The sequence below is a fragment of the Nocardia sp. genome (assembly GCF_025465275.1).
Taxonomy (GTDB): domain Bacteria; phylum Actinomycetota; class Actinomycetes; order Mycobacteriales; family Mycobacteriaceae; genus Nocardia.
The window spans coordinates 1-19,116 of the sequence record NZ_JAODNK010000125.1 but is presented as its reverse complement, the minus strand read 5'-3'; the positions used below and the strand labels follow the sequence as shown (position 1 = coordinate 19,116).

The following is a 19,116-nucleotide window of genomic DNA, read 5'->3' as shown; positions in this document are numbered from 1 at the left end:
CGGCATACGATGTGCGGATGACTCGCAGTCAACGTTTGCGCATTGTCCCGTCGCAGTTCGCGGTCGAGCATCTGGCCAATTCCACTTTTCCGGAGGACGACGAGTGGATCGCGCTGGTCCGGGCGCCGGAGGGGCTCACCGTACTTCGTGATGCCCCGGCGTGGGTGGACGGTGAGCGGTGGAAGGGTTTCTACAGTGACGGCGACAGTCACGGCCTGGACCAGCCGGGCATGCTCGCCGCTGTGGTCGGCCCACTGGCGGAGTCCGCGATCCCGGTTTTTGTCGCCTCGACCTATCACGCCGATCTGGTGCTGGTGCCCGACCATCGGCTGGAGGAGGCGACCACGGTACTGCGCGAGGCCGGGCATCGGATTGCCGATTAGACCCCGGCCCGGTTGCGCGGACCGGACCACGGGTGCACCATACTACTGTCTACGTACGTAGAACGTATGCGAGCGGCCGTGCCGTGCGGTGAGGAGGCGTCAGAAATGACTTCGCGAGGATTCGGCGATCTGGAAGCGGTCGTGATCGAACGGATTTGGGATCACGCCGGGAAGACGACGGTCCGCGAGGTGTTCGACGGTCTTGCCGCCGAGCGCGAAATCGCCTACACCACCGTCATGTCCACCATGGACAACCTGCACCGCAAGGGCTGGCTCGAACGCGAGCGGGTCGGCAAGGCCTACCACTACTGGGCGACCCTGAGCCGTGAGGAATACAGCGCCCGGCTCATGAGCGAAGCCCTGGGCAGCGGTGGCCGCTCCGATCTGGTGCTCGCGCACTTCGTGCAGCAGATGAGCCCGGAAGATTCCGAGGGGTTGCGCGCGGCGCTGCTCAAGCTGGCCCGGGGTAAGACTCGCTAGTCGATTCACCGACCGGTGCCGCCCCTTCCGAATGTGCTCCGAATTCACTTGAAACCTGGACTCGCTCTTCAGCGTACCAACTAAGTACGTACGGAGATAGTTGATTGTTTCCGGGTGATGTCGATCAGGTGGACGCAAGGTGAGCGGCGGGTATCGAAAACGTAGGCGGGCGAACCGATTCGGCGCCGAAATCCGGAGCTCAGTTTTCGAGCGGTGAGCAGATCGTGATCGCGATGACGGCCGTCACGACCGACGCCAGGGGAACGAGGATGGCCGCCGCCGCCCCGGCCGTCAGCGCCAGCCGGGCCCGCGTGCGCACGATCGGGGCGCTGGGTTCGGACAGGCGTTGCAATCGGGTGGCGAGTCCTTCTTCGGCCGCCCTGAGCGCTCCGGCCGGGCCGGTCGTCAGGCCGGAGAGGGCCAGCAGTGCCTGAAAGACCGTGGCGCGGCCGTGGATTCGCGCGGCGGCGTCATCGGCGAGCATTTCGAGCAGCCGTGCGATCTCGATCGCTCCGACGGCGAACAGATCGATGCGGGGCATCACCGTCGTCAGGCCGCGAGTCACCGCCAGCAGCAGGTGGTGGCGTCCGGTCAGATGGGCGCGTTCGTGGCTGAGCACCGCGGCGACATGCTCGTCGCCGAGTGCGTCGAGCACGCCGCGGCTGACCACCACCGTATGTGGTTTTCCCGCAACGCAATACGCCGCCGGCTCGTCGACCTCGAGGATGATGGCATCGAGCCCACTGTGGTGCCGCCCCACCAGGCGGGCCATGCGCCCGTGTTCGAGGGTGGTGCGCCGGGAGCGCAGTAGCGAACGGCCGAGCCGGATTGCCACTGTGGTCGCGGCCAGCGCCGAGAAACCGGCGAGCAACAGGAGTCCGGCCTGGATCGGCGAGCCGTAATCCCCGACGACGGCGTCGTGCAGGTGGACGAGGCAGGTGTCCATGAATCGGTGCGGCACGGTCCGCACCTGGTGCGTCACCAGGTCGAGAATGAGAATCACCAGCGCTACCGCCCAGGCCAGCACGGTCGAGGCGATCGAGGTCAGCCAGGCGGCGAGTGCGACATGCGGCGCCGCGCTGCCATGACTCACCCGGAGCAGGAGCCGTGGCGCGAGCACGGCGACCGCGAATCCGTAAAGCGACAGACACGCGGCAACGGTCATCGCCGCACCTGCCCGCTACCCGTCCGCATGAAGCTCCTCCCGTTCGATCGGGCCGACTGTACGTAAGGAACCTGAGGGGAGCCTTACTTCTTGTGGTGTTGCGCGGACCCGCCCCGGTCCGGTATTACTATCTACGTACGGAGATAGTAGATAAAAGCTTGTGCCGCCCCCTCATCGGCACAGGGGCGCCGACCGGACCGGCGCCGGTGACGAGCGGAATGGGTGACCACCCCTCATCGGGCCTGTTCCGCTCGTTGCCATCCGTCCTCAGGACGAAGCGAGGAGTTTTTCCGCCGCCGCTTCGATGCGCGCCTCGTCCAGCAGCACCGTGCCCGCCGCCGGGCCGAGTGGAATGAAACTGTCCGCGCTGGTGACCCGGGCGATGTGGCCGTCGAATCCGGCATCGAGCAGCGCCGCGTAGATTCCTTCGGAAACCCCTCCGCTGCGGCGGGTTTCGTCCACGATGAGCACCCGGCCGGTGGCGCGCGCATTGTCCAGCAGATCCTCGATGGGCAGCGGGGCCAGCCAGCGCAGGTCCAGCACGCGGGCGTGCACGCCGCGCTCGCTCAGTCGGCGCGCCACCCGCAGGCTCATCGGCACGCCGTTCGCGAAGCTCACAATGGTGAGGTGGGTGCCGATGCCGTGCACCCGCGCCAGCCCGATCTCGGCATGTCGCACCGCGGAAACCGGTGCGAGCCAGCCGCCGTCGCCGGAGCGGTACAGATCGCGGGTGTGATAGAGCGCGATGGGTTCGAGGAAGACGCACACCCGGCCGTCCACCCGGGCCGCCGAGACGCAGGTGCGCAGCATGGCGGCCGCATCATCGGCGCGGGACGGGGACGCGATCACCAATCCGGGGATATCCCGCAGTGCCGCAATGGAATTGTCATTGTGGAAGTGCCCGCCGAAACCCTTCTGATAGGCATAGCCCGCGATCCGCACCACCATCGGATTGCGGTAGCTGCCATTGGAGAAGAACGAGAGGGTGGCCGCCTCACCGCGCAGCTGATCCTCGGCATTGTGCACATAGGCGAGGTACTGGATCTCCGGGATGGGCACGAACCCGGCCAGCGCCGCACCGAGCGCGGTGCCGAGCACACTCTGTTCGTCGAGCAGGGTGTCGAAGACGCGGCGGATGCCGAAGGACTGCTGCAGTCCCTTGGTGACGCCGTAGACGCCGCCCTTGCGCCCGACGTCCTCGCCGAAGACGAGCACATCGGTATCGCGGGCCAAGAGCTGTCCGAGCGTGTGATTGACGGCCTGCGCCAACGTCATCGGGTCGCCGGTGTCCACGGGCGGCGCGGCGACGGCGTCGGTCCACGCGGACCACGCTTGGGCCGGGTCCGGCTGTGCGGGTGCGGTGCGCAGCGCATCGGTGCGCACCACGGTCGGGCGGGAGGGCGCGAGCGGCGCCATGACCGCTTCGGCCGAGGTGAGTTTCGCTTCACCGCACACGGATTCGGCAATCGCGGCGACCCGTGCACCGATATCGCTGTAGCGCCTGAGGATTTCACCGGGCGTGGCGATGCCCGCCGCGACGAGCATGCGCCCGGTCCTGGTCACCGGATCGCTACGCAGGTCGGTGGCCATCTCGGCGGGCCGGCGGTAGGCCGCCTCGACATCGGAGCCCGCATGCCCGAGCAGTCGCACCGTCCGCAGGCGCAGGAAGGCCGGTTTACGTTGTGTGCGTACCCAATCCGCCGCCGCCTGTGCGGTTTCCAGGGCCTCGAGCAATTCCGCGCCGTCGGTGTCGAAGTAGCGCAACCCGGGCCGGGAGCCGTAGGCCTGCTCGATCCAGGTGCGCGGTGTCGGCACGCTGATGCCGATTCCATTGTCTTCGCAGACGAAGAGAATCGGCATGGGCACACCCAGGTGGGTGGTGTGCACGGCGGTATTGATCGCCCCGGTAGCGGTGGAGTGATTGGCGGACGCATCGCCGAAGCTGCACACCACCACGGCATCTCCGGGCCATTGGCAGGCCACCCGCAACTGGCTGGCACGCTCGAGCGCGAAGGCGAGTCCCACAGCACGCGGCAGGTGGGAGGCGATGGTCGAGGTCTGGGGGATCACATGGGCGGGCTTACTGCCGAAAACCTTGTGCCGCCCACCGGAAATCGGGTCTGCCACGGCCGCGACGACGCCGAGCAGTACATCGCGGATCGGATCGAGTCCGGGCACCTGCCGGGCGCGATGGACGAAGAAGGCCGCCGACCGATAGTGCAGCAGCGCCGGATCGGTGGTCCGCAGTGCGGCGGCCACCGCCACATTGCCCTCGTGGCCGGACGATCCGATGCTGTAGTAGCCCTGCCCTTCTCTGGTCAGCCGCCGGGCCGCCAGATCGAGGTGCCGCGCTGTCGCCTGATCCTCGAAGAGTTCGAGGCAGCGGGCGCCGGTCAACGTGCCGCCGGGAGTGAGCGGGTCCTGTGGTGAGCGGGACTTTCCGGGTCTCGTGGCGGCAACTTCCGCCCGGAACCACTGGTCTAGTTCTGCCTCCCGCTCGTTGATACGACCCACCTCTCCCCATTTGTCCCAAATGTCGTGTACGCCGGGCTATCAGCGTAGATGTGAAATAGGCGTCTCCTCCGGATCTTCGAATTCCTCGGCTGGTCGCGGCGCCGGCCGATCAGGTGGGGCGCCGATCTGCCATTGTCGCGCAGCGGTACCGGTTATTCCGGCCAACCGCGCTGCCGCATCATGTCGATGATGAGCGCGGCGATATTCCAGGCGTCGTCCCCGCCACGGTGGTGGGTGCCTTCGAGCGGAAGCTCCGCCGCTTTCAAGGCCCCGGCCATGCCGAAGCGATGCTCGGTCCCGCGCGCCGCGGAGAACGCCACCTTGGCATTGGTGTGCTTGCTGCCGAAGGGGTACGGGACTTCGGTTGCGGCGCACTGGCGTTCGAACTGCTGGCGGTCGTAGTTGCCCCAGCTGGCCCACCTTCGGGAATCGGCGTGGAATTCCTCGCGCAGCAGGGCGCAGGCCTCGGCGAAGGAAATGCCGGTCGCCACCAGTTCGGGCGTGAGGGTGGTCAGCTGCGTGCAGAACTCGCTGACGGTGGAGCGATCCGGGCGCACCAGAATGCTGTGCTTGCTCACCCGCTCCAGTGTTTCGGTATCGAGCACGCACAGCCCGATCTCGATGATCTCCATCGGCTGTCCGGGTGGATTGGGTCCCTGCCAGCAGGTGGCCTCCACGTCCACCACATTCAGATATCGCGTATGCATAGCGCCGGACGGTACCCCCTCGGATACCGCCCGGCGACAATGAGTTTCGTGCGATAACGCTATTCGGTGTGCAGTGTCAAACCGGTGCCGGTGCTCGCATTGCGCAGCGTCAACGTGTCGGAATCGATGGTGGCCGTGGCCTTTCCGTTGAGGACGGCGAGCACGTCACGCTCGACATCCATGACCTGGGGATCGCAGAGCATCCTGGTGGTGGCGACGTGGAAACTGACATCGCTGCCGGCGATTTCGGCGCGACCGGTCATCTGATTGCATCCGGCGCTGCCGGTCAAGGTGCCGTCGGGGGCGATGGTGAGCGCCGGGCGCACCTCGTCGAGGGTTTGCGACCGCACCTCCGCATCGGTGTGCAGCAGCGCCGTGACAATCCATGTGGTCCCGGTGAGCGGCTTATCGGGCTGGGCGACCTTGCGGTCCTGCAGTGTCACGGTGATGCCGTTGCCGGTGAGCGTCAGGTTCGGTCCGGCGAGTTTCCAGCTGGGGGCGGAGTGCAGCAGGCCGTCCACCCAGCCGTCCGCCCCGGCGGTATCGCCGGGGCAGCCCATCAGCGTGGTCGCCATCTGGCCGACCTCGAGCGTATCGCCGTCGAGGGTGACGGGCCCGGTGGCGGTATTACAGCCCGCGGCGGCGCTGACCCGGCCGTCGGCGAATTTCAGCGTGAGCGGACCGCCGCCGGGAATCGCCGTACCCTTGACCTGCGTGGATACGAACGATCGGCCCATGGGCGTGATATCGGGCTGCTGCGTGGGTTCCGACTTCTGCGACGAGCACCCGGCGACGGCCCCGACCGTCACGGCGAGCAGCACACCACACCATCTGCGAGTTGCTGACATATAGCCGATCGTACGGTGATCACATCGGCAGGCCGAGCGCCGACGCGAGCGTCCCGCCGATCGCACCGACGAAGGTGGACAGTGCGCCCGGGTCCAGGAATTCGGTCGGCACATCGCGCTGATGGCAACCGTTCGCGGCGGGCACGCCGTTCAGCCGGTCATCGAGCCACAGCACTGCGCTCGCGGTGCCGGCGACGGCCGCGATGCCGTGCTCGCTGAGCAGATCTCGGGTGTAGGAGACGCGGGCGTTCGGATCCGTGCAGTAGGTGTCGTAGAGGTTGTTCACCGCATTGATGGGCATCACCTCGTCGAGCGGGGCCTCATAGATATAGAGGGGCGTACTGGGCGTACCGCGGCGGCCGAGGCTGAGTTCGTCCAGCACGGGCTGCATTTCGGGTGAGCGCATGGGATCGCCGGGGTAGTCGAACAGGCCCTTGATGTTGATGAACGGGAAGCCTGCGAATTGCAGTGCCACGCACTGGTTTTCGTGCATCAGGCGAACGGCTTTGCCCAGCGGATTCATATGCTGGTCGATGAACTGCGCGACCTGCGGATACTCGCGTGCCACGCCGAACAATCCGCCCAGCACCGCGCCGCCGAAGGTGGACGTGCCGTTGTTGTAGTCGACTGCCATTCGGATATCGGCCATCAGGCCGCCGGTCGCGGAGCCGACGAGATTGAGCTCCGGCGCGTACTCCGATTGCAGCTCAGCGGCATGCTCGGTGGGAATGGCGCCGCCGGAGTAGCCCCACAGCGCGACCCGGGTGTCCGTGCCGGGCAGCCCGGCGGGCTCGAAGTTCTCCGCGGCGCGAATGCCGTCGAGCGTGATGCGCCCGCCCAGCGGGCCGACCGCATAGGCCGCGTTCGGACCCTGATGGTCGGGGATCACCACCGCGTGACCGCGTTGCAGCATCGCCTGCACTTCCACGAATTCCGCGGAGATGACCGGGTTCAGGGGATTCGGCAGCGAACCCATCTGCAGCGTGTAGGAGGGTGCGCAATTCTGTGACAGCGAATCTTCGGCGAACTGGAAGGAGAGCAGACCGCGCTGTCCGCTCGGCGGGGCGGCGTGCGGGACGATGACGGTGGCTACGGCCGCGATCGCCTCGCCGTGCGTATTGGTGCTGCGGTACGACAGCTGCCAGGCATTCACATTCAGCGGAATCAGCCACAGATTGGCGAGATTCACCTGCCGGGCCGACAGGATCTCGCCGGGCTGCGCGGCCGATACTCGGGCCGGATCCGGTTGGTAGAAGTTGGGATCCAGGTACGGCGGCGCGGGCGGAATCGGGAACGGCAGTGCCGGTTCCACGGAAACAGGTTGTGCCGCAGCCATATTCGTTGCCGCCGGGCAGATGCCCACCGTCAATCCCGCCGCCACGGCCAGGCATGCCTGGGCAATCGTCCGGGTCCCCGCTGTCATATCGAACTCCTCCGTGCCGCCCGAGGCGGCGGAGCGCTCATCCCCTGCAAAGTTAGAGAGCGCTTGGTTTCTAAGTTGCGTGCCGACCCTATGATGCAGGCATGGAATGTGTCAACGGTCACGTCGGGCCACTGGTTCGTCACTCCCGCTGGACACGGCAGGATGGTGCGACGTGAGTGAAGTTTCGCGTCCGCGCCGCACCCAGCAGGAGCGCCGGACCGCCACGGTGAGCAAACTGGTCGACGCCACCATCGATGCCATCGGTGAGGTGGGGTATCAGCGCGCCACGGTGCAGGAGATCTGCGGGCGCGCAGGGCTTTCCGCGGGGGCGATGTTCCGGCAGTTCGATACGCGACTCGATCTGATCGTGCGCACGGCGGAGGAGGCGTTCACCCGGCAGCTCGATGGCTATCGTGCGACGATGGAACACCTTGGTGCGCAAGACAATGCGCTGGACACTGCGCTACGGTTCCTGCGCGCCGCGCAATCCTCCAACCTCACCCATGCGCTACGTGAGACATATCTGGCGGCCCGGTCGGATTCTGAACTGCGCGAACGCATTGCGCCCATCGCCGATCGCTACTACAGCGAGATGATCGCCACCCTCGATCAGACCGGGCTCTTCGACGATTTCCCGAGCGAGATCCGCGAACCTCTGTTCTTCATGATGCTGCACCTGTTCTCCGGCGAGGCCGTAGTCCGCGGCGTCTACCCCCGGCCCGACCTGGACATTGCAATCCTGTCCCTGGTCGAAGACCTCCTGGCAACGTACGCCGCCCGTGTGGCGCCATCATCCGAGCGCGATCGCGCCTGACGGCGCGCCGGGCTAAGGCCCAGAGACAAAGAACAAAAGACTAAAGACGCCCGGACGAGAACCAGCGAGTCCAGCTCGAACAGCCGGTCCGGCGAGCGCCGCACGGCCCGCCTCAAGACCGCAGTCCGCATCGGGCACGGCACAGCCTTTGTCGAGATGGCGCAGCCCGCATTGGTGCTGTCCGGTGTGGAGATGCGCTGTTCGGTCCTGTTGCAGCTGGCCGGGAGGGACCGCACAGCCCGTACGCGTGTTGTGCGGTGGAGAGACGCGCCGTTCGGCTCTGCGGGGCTGTCCGGAACCGGCCGCGCAGCCCGAGTCAAGACCGCGCAGCCGGGATCGAGAACACGCAGCGCGCATCGAGAACGCCACAGCCCATGTCGGGATCGCACAGCCCGTACGCGTGGTGTGCGGTGGCGAGATGCACTGTTCGGTTCTGCGGGGCTGTCTGGAAGGGGCCGGGCAGGCTGAGTCGAGACCGCGCAGCCGGGATTGAGACCACACAGCGTGCGTCGAGAACGGCACAGCCCGTGTTGGGATCGCGCAGCCTGTACACGTGTTGTTCGGTGGGGAGATGTGTTGTTCGGTTGTGGGGTGGGGGTGTGATTTCGGTGGGAAGGTGGTGCCGGCTGTCCGCGTGGCCTGTCTTCGGATTAGGCGGGCGCGCATAGGGTGCGAATGGTGAGTTCTGTTCGGATCGAAGCTGGGCCTGTTTCCTCGTGGGCGCCGTTTGCGTCGAAGGTGTATCGGGCGCTGTGGGTGGCGCAGTTGGTGTCGAATTTGGGCACCTGGATGCAGACTGTGGGTGCGCAGTGGCTGTTGGTTGATCAGCCGCATGCGGCGTTGCTGGTGTCGCTTGTGCAGACTGCGACTACCTTGCCGGTGGTTTTGCTGGTGATTCCGGCTGGGGTGCTGGCTGATCTCATTGATCGGCGGCGACTGTTGATCGGTGCGCAGTCGGCGATGGCGTTGATCGCGCTGCTGCTCGCGGTGACGACTGCGCTTGGGCACATTACGCCGCCGGTGTTGCTGGCTCTGCTGTTCGCGATGGGTTGCGGGCAGGCGCTGACCATGCCGACCTGGCAGGCGATACAGCCGGAACTGGTTACGCGCGAACAGATTCCGGCGGCATCGGCGCTGAATGGGTTGAGTGTCAACGGTGCTCGCGCGGTCGGGCCGGCTATTGCCGGTGTGCTGGTCTCGCTGGCCGGGCCGACGTTCGTGTTCGCGTTCAATGCCGTGTCGTTCATCGGCATTGTCGCGGTGTTGATTTGGTGGCGGCGGCCGATTCGTGAGTCGGTGTTGCCGCTCGAGCGTCCGCTGGCGGCATTGCAGGCCGGGATGCGGTATGTCCGGTCGGGGCCGGCGATTCGCCGAGTCTTATTGCGGTCGGTGCTGTTCATCATTCCGGCCAGCGCGCTGTGGGCGCTGCTGCCGATCGTGGCGCATGAGCGGCTGGGGTTGTCGTCCTCGGGCTACGGCTTGATGCTCGGCGCCTTGGGAGTGGGAGCCGTGATCGGCGGGCTCTCCTTCGCCGCATTGCGCCGCAGGCTGACCGCGACCCGGATGCTCACCCTGTCCGCGGTGTTGTTCGGTGGCGCGACCATGATCTCGACATTGGTCCAGCAATTGCCCCTGGTCCTGATCGCCCTGCTGATCGCCGGCGTCGGCTGGCCGCTGGCCATGTCGACGCTGAATTCGACCATGCTGCTGATGTTTCCGGCCTGGGTGCGGGCGCGCGGGATGTCGGTCTACACGCTGGTGTTCATGGGCGGGCAGGCGATCGGTTCGCTGCTGTGGGGTTCGATCGCCGGTGCCATGGGTGTGGTGTTCGCCCTGCTGACGTCGGCGGTGCTGCTCGCGCTGTGTGCGGTGAGCACGCTGTGGTGGCCGGTCAATCAGGATGCGACAGGATTCGATCTGACTCCGACGGCTTTCTGGCCGGAGCCCTACGTCATCTGCGAGCCCGATCCGGCCGACGGTCCGGTGCTGGTACTCCAGAGTTATACGGTCCCAGACGAATTGGTCGAGCAATTCCTCACCGCCATGGCCCGGGTGGGGCGTTCCCGTCAGCGCACCGGCGCCATGGAGTGGCGGGTGTACCGCGATGTGGGTGTGGCAAACCGGTTCGTCGAGGCGTTCGTGGTCCGGTCCTGGGCCGAGCACATGCATCAGCATCAGGTCCGGCTCACCGCGCAGGATCAGCGCAATGAGCAGGACATGGCCCAGTACACCGTCGGTGAACCGGAGATCAGCCATCTGATCGCGGTGGAACAGCCGAGGTAGCTGATCGTGGTTAAGACTGCAGCCAGGTAAGCACGGCCAGAACGCGGCGGTGGTCGTCATCGGAAGGCGGCAGGTTCAGCTTGGCGAAGATCGAGGAGATGTGCTTCTCCACCGCTCCCTCGGTGACGACCAGTTGCTTGCTGATCGCCCGATTGGTGCGTCCCTCCGCCATCAGGCCCAGCACATCCCGCTCCCGTGGAGTCAGGTCGTCCAGTGGGCCGCTGCGCCGCCGGGCGAACAGCCCGGCTACCACCTCGGGGTCGAGTACGGTGCCGCCGTCGGCCACCCGGCGCAAGGCGTCGGACAGGTCCTCCAGCTTGGAGATCCGGTCCTTGAGCAGATAGCCGACGCCGCCGAGTCCCGCCTCGGCGAGCAGGTCGGAGGCATAGCTCTGCTCGACGTATTGGGACAGCACCAGCACCGCCGTACCGGGCACCAGACGCCGTGCCTCCAGTGCGGCGCGCAGCCCCTCGGTGCCGAACGACGGCGGCATACGCACATCGGTGACCGCGATATCGGGCCGGTGTTCGACCACCGCGCGCACCAGCGCCTCACCATCGCCGACCGCCTCGACGACGGTGGCGCCCGCCTCGTCGAGCAGTCGAACGAGGCCCTCCCGCAGCAACACTGAATCCTCTGCCAGAACTACACGCATGATCGGTGAGCCTAGCGGGGGAGCAGGATCTCGGCGGTCAGCACGGTCGGCCCGCCCGGCGGGCTGTGCACGTCGAGCTGTCCGTCCACACCGGCGAGCCGATCGGACAGACCGGCCAGTCCGTGCCCCTTCCCGATATGAGCGCCGCCCACTCCGTCATCGGTCACCCGCAGCCACAGGCTCGTCGCATCCGTGGTCACGGTCACCACGCAACGGCTGGCCCGCGCGTGCTTGGCAACATTGGTCAAAGCCTCGCTGACCACGAAATACGCTGCGTTCTCTACGGATTCGGCCAATCGTCGATCCTCGCTCAGATCGCATTCGAGCGAGGTGGCGACCGGGCAGCGCGCGGCGGCAGCGGCGAGCGCGGCAACGAGACCGCGATCGATCAGGATCGGCGGCGCGATACCGCGCGATACCGCACGCAATTCGTTCAATGCCTCGTGGCTCTGCGCGAGCGCTTCGTCGACCAATGTCCTTGCGGCTTCGGGGTTGTCGTTCATGCGGCGGCGCGCCGCCTCGAGGTCCATGGTCAGCCGGACCAGCCGCTGCTGCGGTCCGTCGTGAATATCGCGTTCCACCCGCCGCAGCGTCTGTGCTTCCGCCTGCACCGCGGCGCTGCGGCTCACGGTGAGTTGCTCGGTTCTGGCGCGCAGCACGGCCTTCTCATTGGTCAGCAGAGCGCGCGCCAAAGCGGTCTGCACAATGGTGAGACCACGCAGTACGGCAGGAGTCGTACCCAGAAACACAAGCCCCAGGGCCGTATTCACAACGATATTGGCCGGCAGGCCGTGCAAGCCCATGAGGTCGGCCAGGCCCTGACTGTCCGGATAACCAGGAACCAGCCATCCGAAGAGCGGGTACAGGGTCCCCACCACCGCCGCGCACACCCAGATCACGGTGACGCCCCAGGTGAACACCCACACCGGCATCGCGAGGATCCCGTGTGCCAGATCCCGCCAGTACTGCGGGCCCTTCAATACCGTCCAGATACGCCGCGATCGGCTCCCGGTGCTGCTGGCGTAGTAGACCGGCGGCAGTTCGCGCCCGATCACCGCCGCCACTCGCCGCCGTTCGAGCCCGGCGAACATTCTGGCCGCTCCCAGCGTGGCGATCAGCACGGGTACGCCGACCCACACCACCAGCGCCCCGATGCCGAGCAGCAAACCGCAGATCAGCGTGACGAAACTGGCGAGTCCGACAACGATGCCGAGAAGCAGGTAAGCCAGGTCCCGCCGCGCCTGTACGAAATCGAACATAAGACCACCATTCCGGTTCGGGTACCCGTCACTCCATCCGGGGAGCAGGTATGGCCACAGTGGGGCTATCCCCACCCCTCGTGCTGTCACGACTTGCGTTGGTCGGCTTCGCGGACCTCATGAAGGTGGATGAGGACATCGAAGGAATGAGCGATCGCGACATTCTCGGGATCGACGGGGTACTGCGTGCCGATGTCGCGCATGGGCCGCGCGACGTCCAGCCAGGCGCGCGCTGCCGACGGGGCGTTGCGGACATCGAGGTAGTAGTCCTCGGAATTGACCTGGTCGAGGGTGTATTCATTCGAGCCGGGTGCGGCGGCGGCCACGGTGAACTTCTTCCAATCGCCACCGAGGGCAGCGTCCTTGGACAGGAACGAGCCCCGGTTGAACGTGGAGCCGATGGCCAAGTAATCAGTACCCATCGTGTCGTGCAGGAACGATCCCTGAGTCTTGGGATATGTCCCGGGATCGCCGGCGATGTAGCCGACGTGGTCGTCGTGCGCCGACAGCAGGATCTTGCCGCCGATGCGCTGCTGCCACCAGGTGATGTTCTGAGCCATGACCTCATCGCGGAAGCGCTCGGAGGTGGTCAGCGAGTCCTGATTGTTGACGTCCATGGTGAAGAATGCGGCGGTCTGGGCGATGGATCGCGCATTCTGCTCAGCCCAGTCGAACGCTTCTCCGCCGCCGCCCTTCAGACCTGTGATCAGATCCAACGCCTGCTGCGCCTGAGCGGCCAGCCGTTGTCGTTCCGAAAGCGGCTTGTTCAGATAGGCGAAGGCGTCGTCGATCGGCCGCAGTCCGGTGTACAGCGCGGTGAGCTGAGGCAGTGCGTCCGGATGGTCGTTGTGCACATACCCGGTCACTCGCCCGAAGAACTCGTCATCCAATGAGGGTGCGCCGATGTCATCGCCCATGAAGTGGACGGTGTGCCCGGGGTGTTGGCTGTTGTACTCCCGCATCCATTCGATGAGGCTCACGAACTCCTCACGGTCCCAAGGAGAGTCGGTCAACGTCTCCTTCGCGATAGTGCGAGCATCGCCCGCGCCGGTCTGCAGGTAGTCATCGATCCGAAGGCCCGCCGACCAACTCAGCTCGAGGGCGAAAGTGCTGAAGCCTTTGTCCTCCACCAGATAACGAAAGACTCGCTGCTTCAAGGTGAAGAACTCATGAGACCCGTGGGTAGCCTCGCCGAGGCCGACCACCGTGGCATCGCCGATCATCGAGCCCAGGCCTCGCAGGTCTTCCGCATCCGTCCCGGGCTCGGTCGACCGCAGTGGCTGCGCCGCCTGCTGCAGCGCGTCGACCACCGAATCCTGCTTGCCGGCTGGTGCCACCTGGCTCGCTACCACCGCGATCACCGCCCCCACCGCGATCACCGCCGCAACCGCCAGCAACCCACGTCGGCTGATGCGTTTCCGGACTCCGGCCATGCCTGCCCACTCCTCGACTCGTGTGATGCAATCCCACATGAAGCCTGGTCCACGATGGTGTTGCCACGCCTTGGCGCCAGCCGCCGACCGCGCCCTGGGGCTACCCCCACCTCGACACAGGGGATGGCCGTAGGACATCCGTTCAGGAGCTGGGCGGGCCCGTCAAGCCCTGCCCTCAGCGGACCACGGCGGCAGCAGCCAGCGCGCATACGTTCGCTCCGGATCGACGGTGATCACCTCGGCAACTTTCACCAGCGGTGCCGGGATCTCTGCACCATCGAAGTGCGTTGCGCTCGGCACGATCACGGCGTCGGCATCGACTCTGCGGACCACGTTGATCAGCCGCTCGACCGGAGCGTCAGTGTCCGGGCCGAATACGACGATCTTCGCCAGGTCGTATCCGAGACGCTTTGCGCGGCTGCGCACCTGAGTCTCGTCCCAGTTCTGCCGGATACCGGACACATCGCGGCGCAGGTACCCGACAGCGGTCGGGATGTCCCTCATCACGCACACCTGCGTGTCGACGGTGCTCGCAGGGGTTGCAACGTGGACAGCGCCCCAAGCGCTTTCGCTTCCAGTCCGGTCAAAGCGATCGTCGTCGCCTCCGTCGGAGGTGATCAGGCGCGTGCACTGATCCGCAACGCGATCGCCGCCCGCGGAAGTAGCGATCAGTAGCGGTCATCAGCACTGGGAACTGCCGACCCGCGCGAGTTGAACCTTGACGAGCCGCGCCGACCGGTTCGAACAGCGCAGTATGCGGAGCCCGCAGCATGTGCGGATATCTCCTCAGTCCAGGCGATATGGCGTGCCGCCGAGGGGGCTCTGACGGTGGCCCTTCTCGGCGTGTTGCCACCATGAGAGCCCGCTCGCTGTCGGTTGGCCTGGAGGAGAGCAGAATTCGGGCGGGCACGACCGTGGGCGCAAAACCCCGGCGTGATCACAAGCCTGTGTGACGGCGACCCTGGGTCGATCCACCGGTGTCTGCAGCCGTTCTTGCACCGTCATCGGCGGAAGCGTGCATTGCGAAATCCGCTGCCGGGAAACACATCCGGCCTGATCGTGCACTGGGCGGCCTCAAATGGCGGTTCCGGGCTGTTGCGAAGGCCGCGAACCGCAGCGCGGACGGACTTCGCAAGGCCGCCGCTGATCAGGCCGCCAGAGACACCGCGCATGCGGCCCGCGATGCCGCCGAGGATGCCCGGTTCGGGCCTGACGGACGTGCGGACGAGGTGCCGACCGAGCTGACCGAGCCCGGGGCGCGGGCCGTGCGGATCAGGACGGCATTGGCCGAACTCGAAGCCGACACCGCCGCCGCACGAGCAGAAGCCGAAGCGGTCGGCGCGCGCAAAAGCCGACGGGCACAGAAGAAGACAGCCCGCCGGGACGAGTTGATCGCCGAGCATCGTCGACGCCGCGAGGAGTCGGGGGGACCGGTGAAAGGGAAACCGCCCGCGGAGATCCGTGTCGAGGTCCTCACCAGGAATCTGGCGCAGGCGCGCGCGGGCCAGCAAGCCAAGATCGATGCCTACGATCCGCGCCGGAAGGGGCGCGCACCGACTCCGGTGGAGGAGTACGCGATGGTGAAACGGGTTCGCCTCGCCTGGGAACGCGCCGTGGCCGAAACAGCTGCCACGCACCAGGAATCAGCGTCCGCGGCGGTGGCCACGGCCCCTGATTCGACCGAGAAACCAGCTCGTCGTGGTGGTGAGCCCAAACGCAATATCACCGATCCGGCCTCGCGGATCATGCCGCTGCGCGGCGGGGGCTGGTTGCAGGGCTACAACTGTCAGGCCGTGACCAGCGGCGACGGATTGATCATCGCCACCGGTGTCGGGAACAATCCCAACGACGCCACCGCGTTCGCCACCACCCTCGATGCCGCTGTCGCGGGGGCCGCGCTCATCGACGCGCGCCGACCGGATCGATCCGAACACGTTGGCCCACAAGCTGATCGGAACGGCATCGGGGTTGTTCTCGCCGACACCGGCTACCTCGATCACGACAATCTCACCCTGACCGGCCCGGACCGGTTGATCGCGGTCGGCAAGTCCCGTGCGGTCCACAAAGCCGCCGCCGAGGAACCCGTTCAAGGGCCGCCCCCACCCGAAGTCACCCCGGTCGAAGCGATGGCCCACCGCCTGCGGACTCCCGAAGGACACGCCCTCTACAAACAACGCAGCCACCTCGCCGAAACCCCGTTCGGTCACGCCAAACACAATCTCGGATTCCGCCGCTTCACCAGCCGCGGAATCCACCGCGCCACAGCCGAGTTCGCCTTCCATGCCCTGGTACACAACCTGTTCAAAGCCATCGGCACCGGCCACTTGGCCCCCACAGTCTGTTGAGGGTGGGCCGGGCCAACCACCAGCCATTTCGCAACAGCCCGGTTCCTACCGTAATCGCGGCGAAAGTGCACGAATAGGCCGGATGGGCTGTCACTCGATCTTCTGGAGAGCGCTGCGGCCGTTTCGAGCGGGCGGCAGTAGCGGATGTTTGACGCTTGCCCGGCGGCAGCCTGAATTCGTCGGCCTCGGTTAGTTGTTGCCAGTCAGCGCCATACCCGCACCGACTCCGAAAAGCATCGGCCCGCCGGTGCTGCCGACAGTTCGCGGCGACGTGATCATCCTGTCCGACAAAACTGTTCGGCGTCACGAGTTCCGCCGCAGCGTGCGATATACACTGACCCAGGCGGCAACGCCTCCTGACAGGGCCTGGGCCGCGGTGTTGACATCAGCCCGCCTCGCCACGCTCCGTGCGCAATCCGCACGACGAGCGCATCGAACGCCTCCTTCTTCCCTGCCGTTCCCCTGACACCGGACGTTTCGTCCCTCCCCCGCGATCGATCGCCGCACTACCGCCTTGCCTCATCCAGCCCGACCTATACGCACTGTCCGGCCTCGGCCCCACCACAGAATGGAGTGAAACCCCCATGAATACCAACCCAATTATCAACGGCACCGAGCGAGCGATCATCGAGGATATGCTCGATCGCAACCGCGAAGCGCTCATCGCGACCGCACGCGGGTTGTCTGATATTGACGCCCGCCGGCGTCTCGTCTCGTCGCTGACCACGCCGGTCTCATTGATAAAGCATGCCGCTGCCGCGGAGCGGATCTGGTTCCAGCGGTTCTGGGCGGGACTCGACGAATCCGAATGCGATGGATACTCGCGCCGCGACGAAGGTACGTTCGCCGTCGCCGACGACGAAACGCTGGAAGAGGTCATCGGCGAGTTCGAGCGCGCAAGCCAGCGATCACGTGTGATCGCGTCCCGCTTCGACCTCGACGCCACCAAGGACAATCCCCGCGAGGGAAACGTCAGCATGCGATGGACACTGCTTGCCATGATCCAAGAGTTCGCCAGGCACGCAGGTCACGGCGACATCCTCCGCGAACAGATCGACAAGCCCATCAGCTGAACACACGGAATTCGGCAGGTGAGTGCGTTGGCCGGGCTGTTCTGTAGACACGTGCGGACCGCGCTTTTGATCGCGCTCGCAGTCGTCGGGTTGCGTGTGGTGGTCTGAGTGGCGGTGAGTTGGGCCGCAACCTCAGGTGAAGGCTCTCGAAGGGAAACGGCGTGCTAGTGGTTCTTGGCCGCGCTGAGGTGGTTGAGGAGGTCGTCGTATGACTCGAATTCGACGACTTCGATCGCGTCGTCGTTGTCGTCTACAACGACATCGACAACGACGAGATCCTCATCGAGCTGGGCTCGGATCCAGCTGTCGGGGAACTGTTTCGGCGCGGCGAAGGACAGCAGGAACGCATCGTGGAAGACCACGGTGGAGGAGAGGGTCAGGTCGTCACGCAAATCGGTGGTTTCCTCGAGGCTCTGATTGCCGACTGCCTCCTCGATCTCCTGCGCGATCGAGTCGATGATCAGCTGCCACTGTGCCGGAGTGATCGCGAGCAGTCGCTCGATCGCGGTAAGCAGCACAGCGGAATCCAGATCGGACCGATCATCGAGTTCGGGATCGACATTCGCCATGATGTCGATCCCGACAGCGCGGATCCGAGCGGCCCCGTGGACGAATCGGTCGTCGGTCTGTGCGGCAGTATGCAGCCCGCTCCGCACGATCTCGTTCTTCAGCTGGTCGATCGGGTCCATCGGGTTATGCCTTTGCCCGGTAGTGCCTTTCAAGGGTCCATCAACCCCCGCTCACGAACAACGCTCGCACAGCGAGGCTACCGGAACCGTTGATCCGCAGCATGTTTCGGCCGACGGCTGGCGATATACGCCCCGGCCGGCTGCGGCCGATGAACTCAACGGCCGCCCTCGGCAAACCCTCGACTTCAGAACGCCATCAGAAGCACTAGATGAAGTGTTGCGATGACCGCCTGAGCCCGCAGGCAGTTGCGGATTCGAGCGGCCCAGTCTCGAAGGCCAGCGGTTTCGGCGCCGCCGATTGTGCGTTGATGTGGTGGATTTTCTCGGAATCGGGGCAAGATCGGAAGCGGCAACGGCGGCTCGCTCGTTGAGACTCTGAGGACACTGTCGAAGGAGATCGTGATGGCGGAAGCGTTTGTGCTCGGTGGTGTTCGGACCCCCTTCGCCCGGTACGGGGGTTCGCTGTCGCACATTCGGGCCGACGACCTGCTGGGGATGACGATGAAGGGTGCGTGCGAGCGGGTCGGCGTGGGTCTCGATCAGATCGAGGACATTGTCGCGGGCTGCGTGAATCCGGCCCACGAAGGGATGGGTGATGTCGCGCGGTGGGCGGCGCTGGCGGCGGGATTCCCCGACACGGTGGCCGGGGCGACGATCAACCGGTTCTGCGGGTCGTCCCTGAGTGCGACCGTCAATGTCGCGCATGCGATCAAAGCGGGGGACCTGGGCGCCGGGATCGCCTGTGGCGTCGAGTCGATGTCGCGGTCGGGGTGGGCGTACATGAAGGGCGACAGCCCGTTCGGCCCGCGTGGCCCGGTCATCCTGCTCGACACCATGTGGGCGGGTGCGGGCGGTCCCGCCAATCCGGCGCTGCTGGCGCGCAATGCTTACATCGGAATGATCGAGACAGCACAGAATGTGGCCGACCGCTACGGGCTGACCCGAGCGGAAATCGACGCGTTCGCGCTCCGGACGCAACGAAATGCCAAGGCGGCCAGGGATTCCGGGCGGCTGGCCAAGGAGATCATGCCGGTGCAGATCGCCG

The 19,116-nt window shown here is 66.0% G+C and carries 16 protein-coding genes and 1 pseudogene; 7 read left to right on the top strand and 10 right to left on the bottom strand.

The window, feature by feature from the left end:
• The first annotated feature begins 17 nt into the window (after window positions 1-17).
• Both JWN03_RS27225 and JWN03_RS27220 read left to right on the top strand, forming a co-directional pair.
• Entirely contained in the window at window positions 18-383 is a 366-nt protein-coding gene (locus JWN03_RS27225; RefSeq protein ID WP_297620988.1) for an ACT domain-containing protein, read from the top strand.
• 105 nt (window positions 384-488) lie between these two features.
• Entirely contained in the window at window positions 489-863 is a 375-nt protein-coding gene (locus JWN03_RS27220) for a BlaI/MecI/CopY family transcriptional regulator (protein ID WP_297620985.1), read from the top strand.
• A 199-nt stretch (window positions 864-1,062) separates the two neighbouring features.
• On the opposite strand, the gene JWN03_RS27215 is transcribed toward JWN03_RS27220, so the two are convergent.
• From JWN03_RS27215 to JWN03_RS27195, 5 genes are all read right to left on the bottom strand, one after another.
• Window positions 1,063-2,028 (bottom strand): M56 family metallopeptidase, encoded by a 966-nt coding sequence (locus tag JWN03_RS27215; protein ID WP_297620982.1) that lies wholly within the window; start codon window positions 2,026-2,028, stop codon window positions 1,063-1,065.
• A gap of 267 nt (window positions 2,029-2,295) precedes the next feature.
• Window positions 2,296-4,542, bottom strand: coding sequence for a thiamine pyrophosphate-dependent enzyme (locus JWN03_RS27210; protein WP_297620979.1), 2,247 nt, complete (start codon window positions 4,540-4,542; stop codon window positions 2,296-2,298).
• Window positions 4,543-4,694: 152 nt separating this feature from the next.
• A complete protein-coding gene (locus JWN03_RS27205) occupies window positions 4,695-5,249 on the bottom strand; it encodes a 3'-5' exonuclease (RefSeq protein WP_297620976.1) in 555 nt (184 codons plus the stop codon).
• Window positions 5,250-5,308: 59 nt separating this feature from the next.
• Entirely contained in the window at window positions 5,309-6,097 is a 789-nt protein-coding gene (locus JWN03_RS27200) for an META domain-containing protein (protein WP_297620973.1), read from the bottom strand.
• A 19-nt stretch (window positions 6,098-6,116) separates the two neighbouring features.
• Window positions 6,117-7,520: a lipase family protein gene (locus JWN03_RS27195; protein ID WP_297620970.1), complete on the bottom strand. Its 1,404-nt coding sequence runs from the start codon at window positions 7,518-7,520 to the stop codon at window positions 6,117-6,119.
• Between the two features lie 172 nt (window positions 7,521-7,692).
• Between JWN03_RS27195 and JWN03_RS27190 the strand changes: the two genes are divergently transcribed.
• Both JWN03_RS27190 and JWN03_RS27185 read left to right on the top strand, forming a co-directional pair.
• On the top strand, window positions 7,693-8,334 hold the full coding sequence (locus JWN03_RS27190) for a TetR/AcrR family transcriptional regulator (RefSeq protein ID WP_297620967.1): 642 nt from the start codon (window positions 7,693-7,695) through the stop codon (window positions 8,332-8,334).
• A gap of 678 nt (window positions 8,335-9,012) precedes the next feature.
• The gene (locus JWN03_RS27185) at window positions 9,013-10,617 is read left to right on the top strand and encodes an MFS transporter (RefSeq protein WP_297620964.1); all 1,605 of its coding nucleotides are present in this window, start codon (window positions 9,013-9,015) and stop codon (window positions 10,615-10,617) included.
• Between the two features lie 10 nt (window positions 10,618-10,627).
• Here the strand turns inward: JWN03_RS27185 and JWN03_RS27180 are convergent, their stop codons facing one another.
• The 4 genes from JWN03_RS27180 to JWN03_RS27165 all read right to left on the bottom strand — a co-directional run bounded on the left by JWN03_RS27180 (window position 10,628) and on the right by JWN03_RS27165 (window position 14,468).
• Window positions 10,628-11,272, bottom strand: coding sequence for a response regulator transcription factor (locus JWN03_RS27180; RefSeq protein WP_297620961.1), 645 nt, complete (start codon window positions 11,270-11,272; stop codon window positions 10,628-10,630).
• Window positions 11,273-11,283: 11 nt separating this feature from the next.
• The gene (locus tag JWN03_RS27175; RefSeq protein ID WP_297620958.1) at window positions 11,284-12,531 is read right to left on the bottom strand and encodes a sensor histidine kinase; all 1,248 of its coding nucleotides are present in this window, start codon (window positions 12,529-12,531) and stop codon (window positions 11,284-11,286) included.
• 86 nt (window positions 12,532-12,617) lie between these two features.
• Window positions 12,618-13,964, bottom strand: coding sequence for an erythromycin esterase family protein (locus JWN03_RS27170; RefSeq protein WP_297620955.1), 1,347 nt, complete (start codon window positions 13,962-13,964; stop codon window positions 12,618-12,620).
• A gap of 162 nt (window positions 13,965-14,126) precedes the next feature.
• The gene (locus tag JWN03_RS27165) at window positions 14,127-14,468 is read right to left on the bottom strand and encodes a hypothetical protein (protein ID WP_297620952.1); all 342 of its coding nucleotides are present in this window, start codon (window positions 14,466-14,468) and stop codon (window positions 14,127-14,129) included.
• Window positions 14,469-14,941: 473 nt separating this feature from the next.
• Between JWN03_RS27165 and JWN03_RS27160 the strand changes: the two genes are divergently transcribed.
• Window positions 14,942-16,309: a transposase gene (locus tag JWN03_RS27160; RefSeq protein ID WP_297620949.1), complete on the top strand. Its 1,368-nt coding sequence runs from the start codon at window positions 14,942-14,944 to the stop codon at window positions 16,307-16,309.
• A gap of 584 nt (window positions 16,310-16,893) precedes the next feature.
• Window positions 16,894-17,382, top strand: coding sequence for a DinB family protein (locus tag JWN03_RS27155; protein ID WP_297620947.1), 489 nt, complete (start codon window positions 16,894-16,896; stop codon window positions 17,380-17,382).
• A gap of 164 nt (window positions 17,383-17,546) precedes the next feature.
• Here the strand turns inward: JWN03_RS27155 and JWN03_RS27150 are convergent, their stop codons facing one another.
• Window positions 17,547-18,071, bottom strand: coding sequence for a cytochrome C5 (locus JWN03_RS27150; protein ID WP_297620944.1), 525 nt, complete (start codon window positions 18,069-18,071; stop codon window positions 17,547-17,549).
• A 402-nt stretch (window positions 18,072-18,473) separates the two neighbouring features.
• On the opposite strand from JWN03_RS27150, the pseudogene JWN03_RS27145 reads away from it, so the two are divergent.
• Window positions 18,474-19,116 (top strand): annotated as a pseudogene (locus tag JWN03_RS27145) (acetyl-CoA C-acyltransferase); the annotation flags it as partial.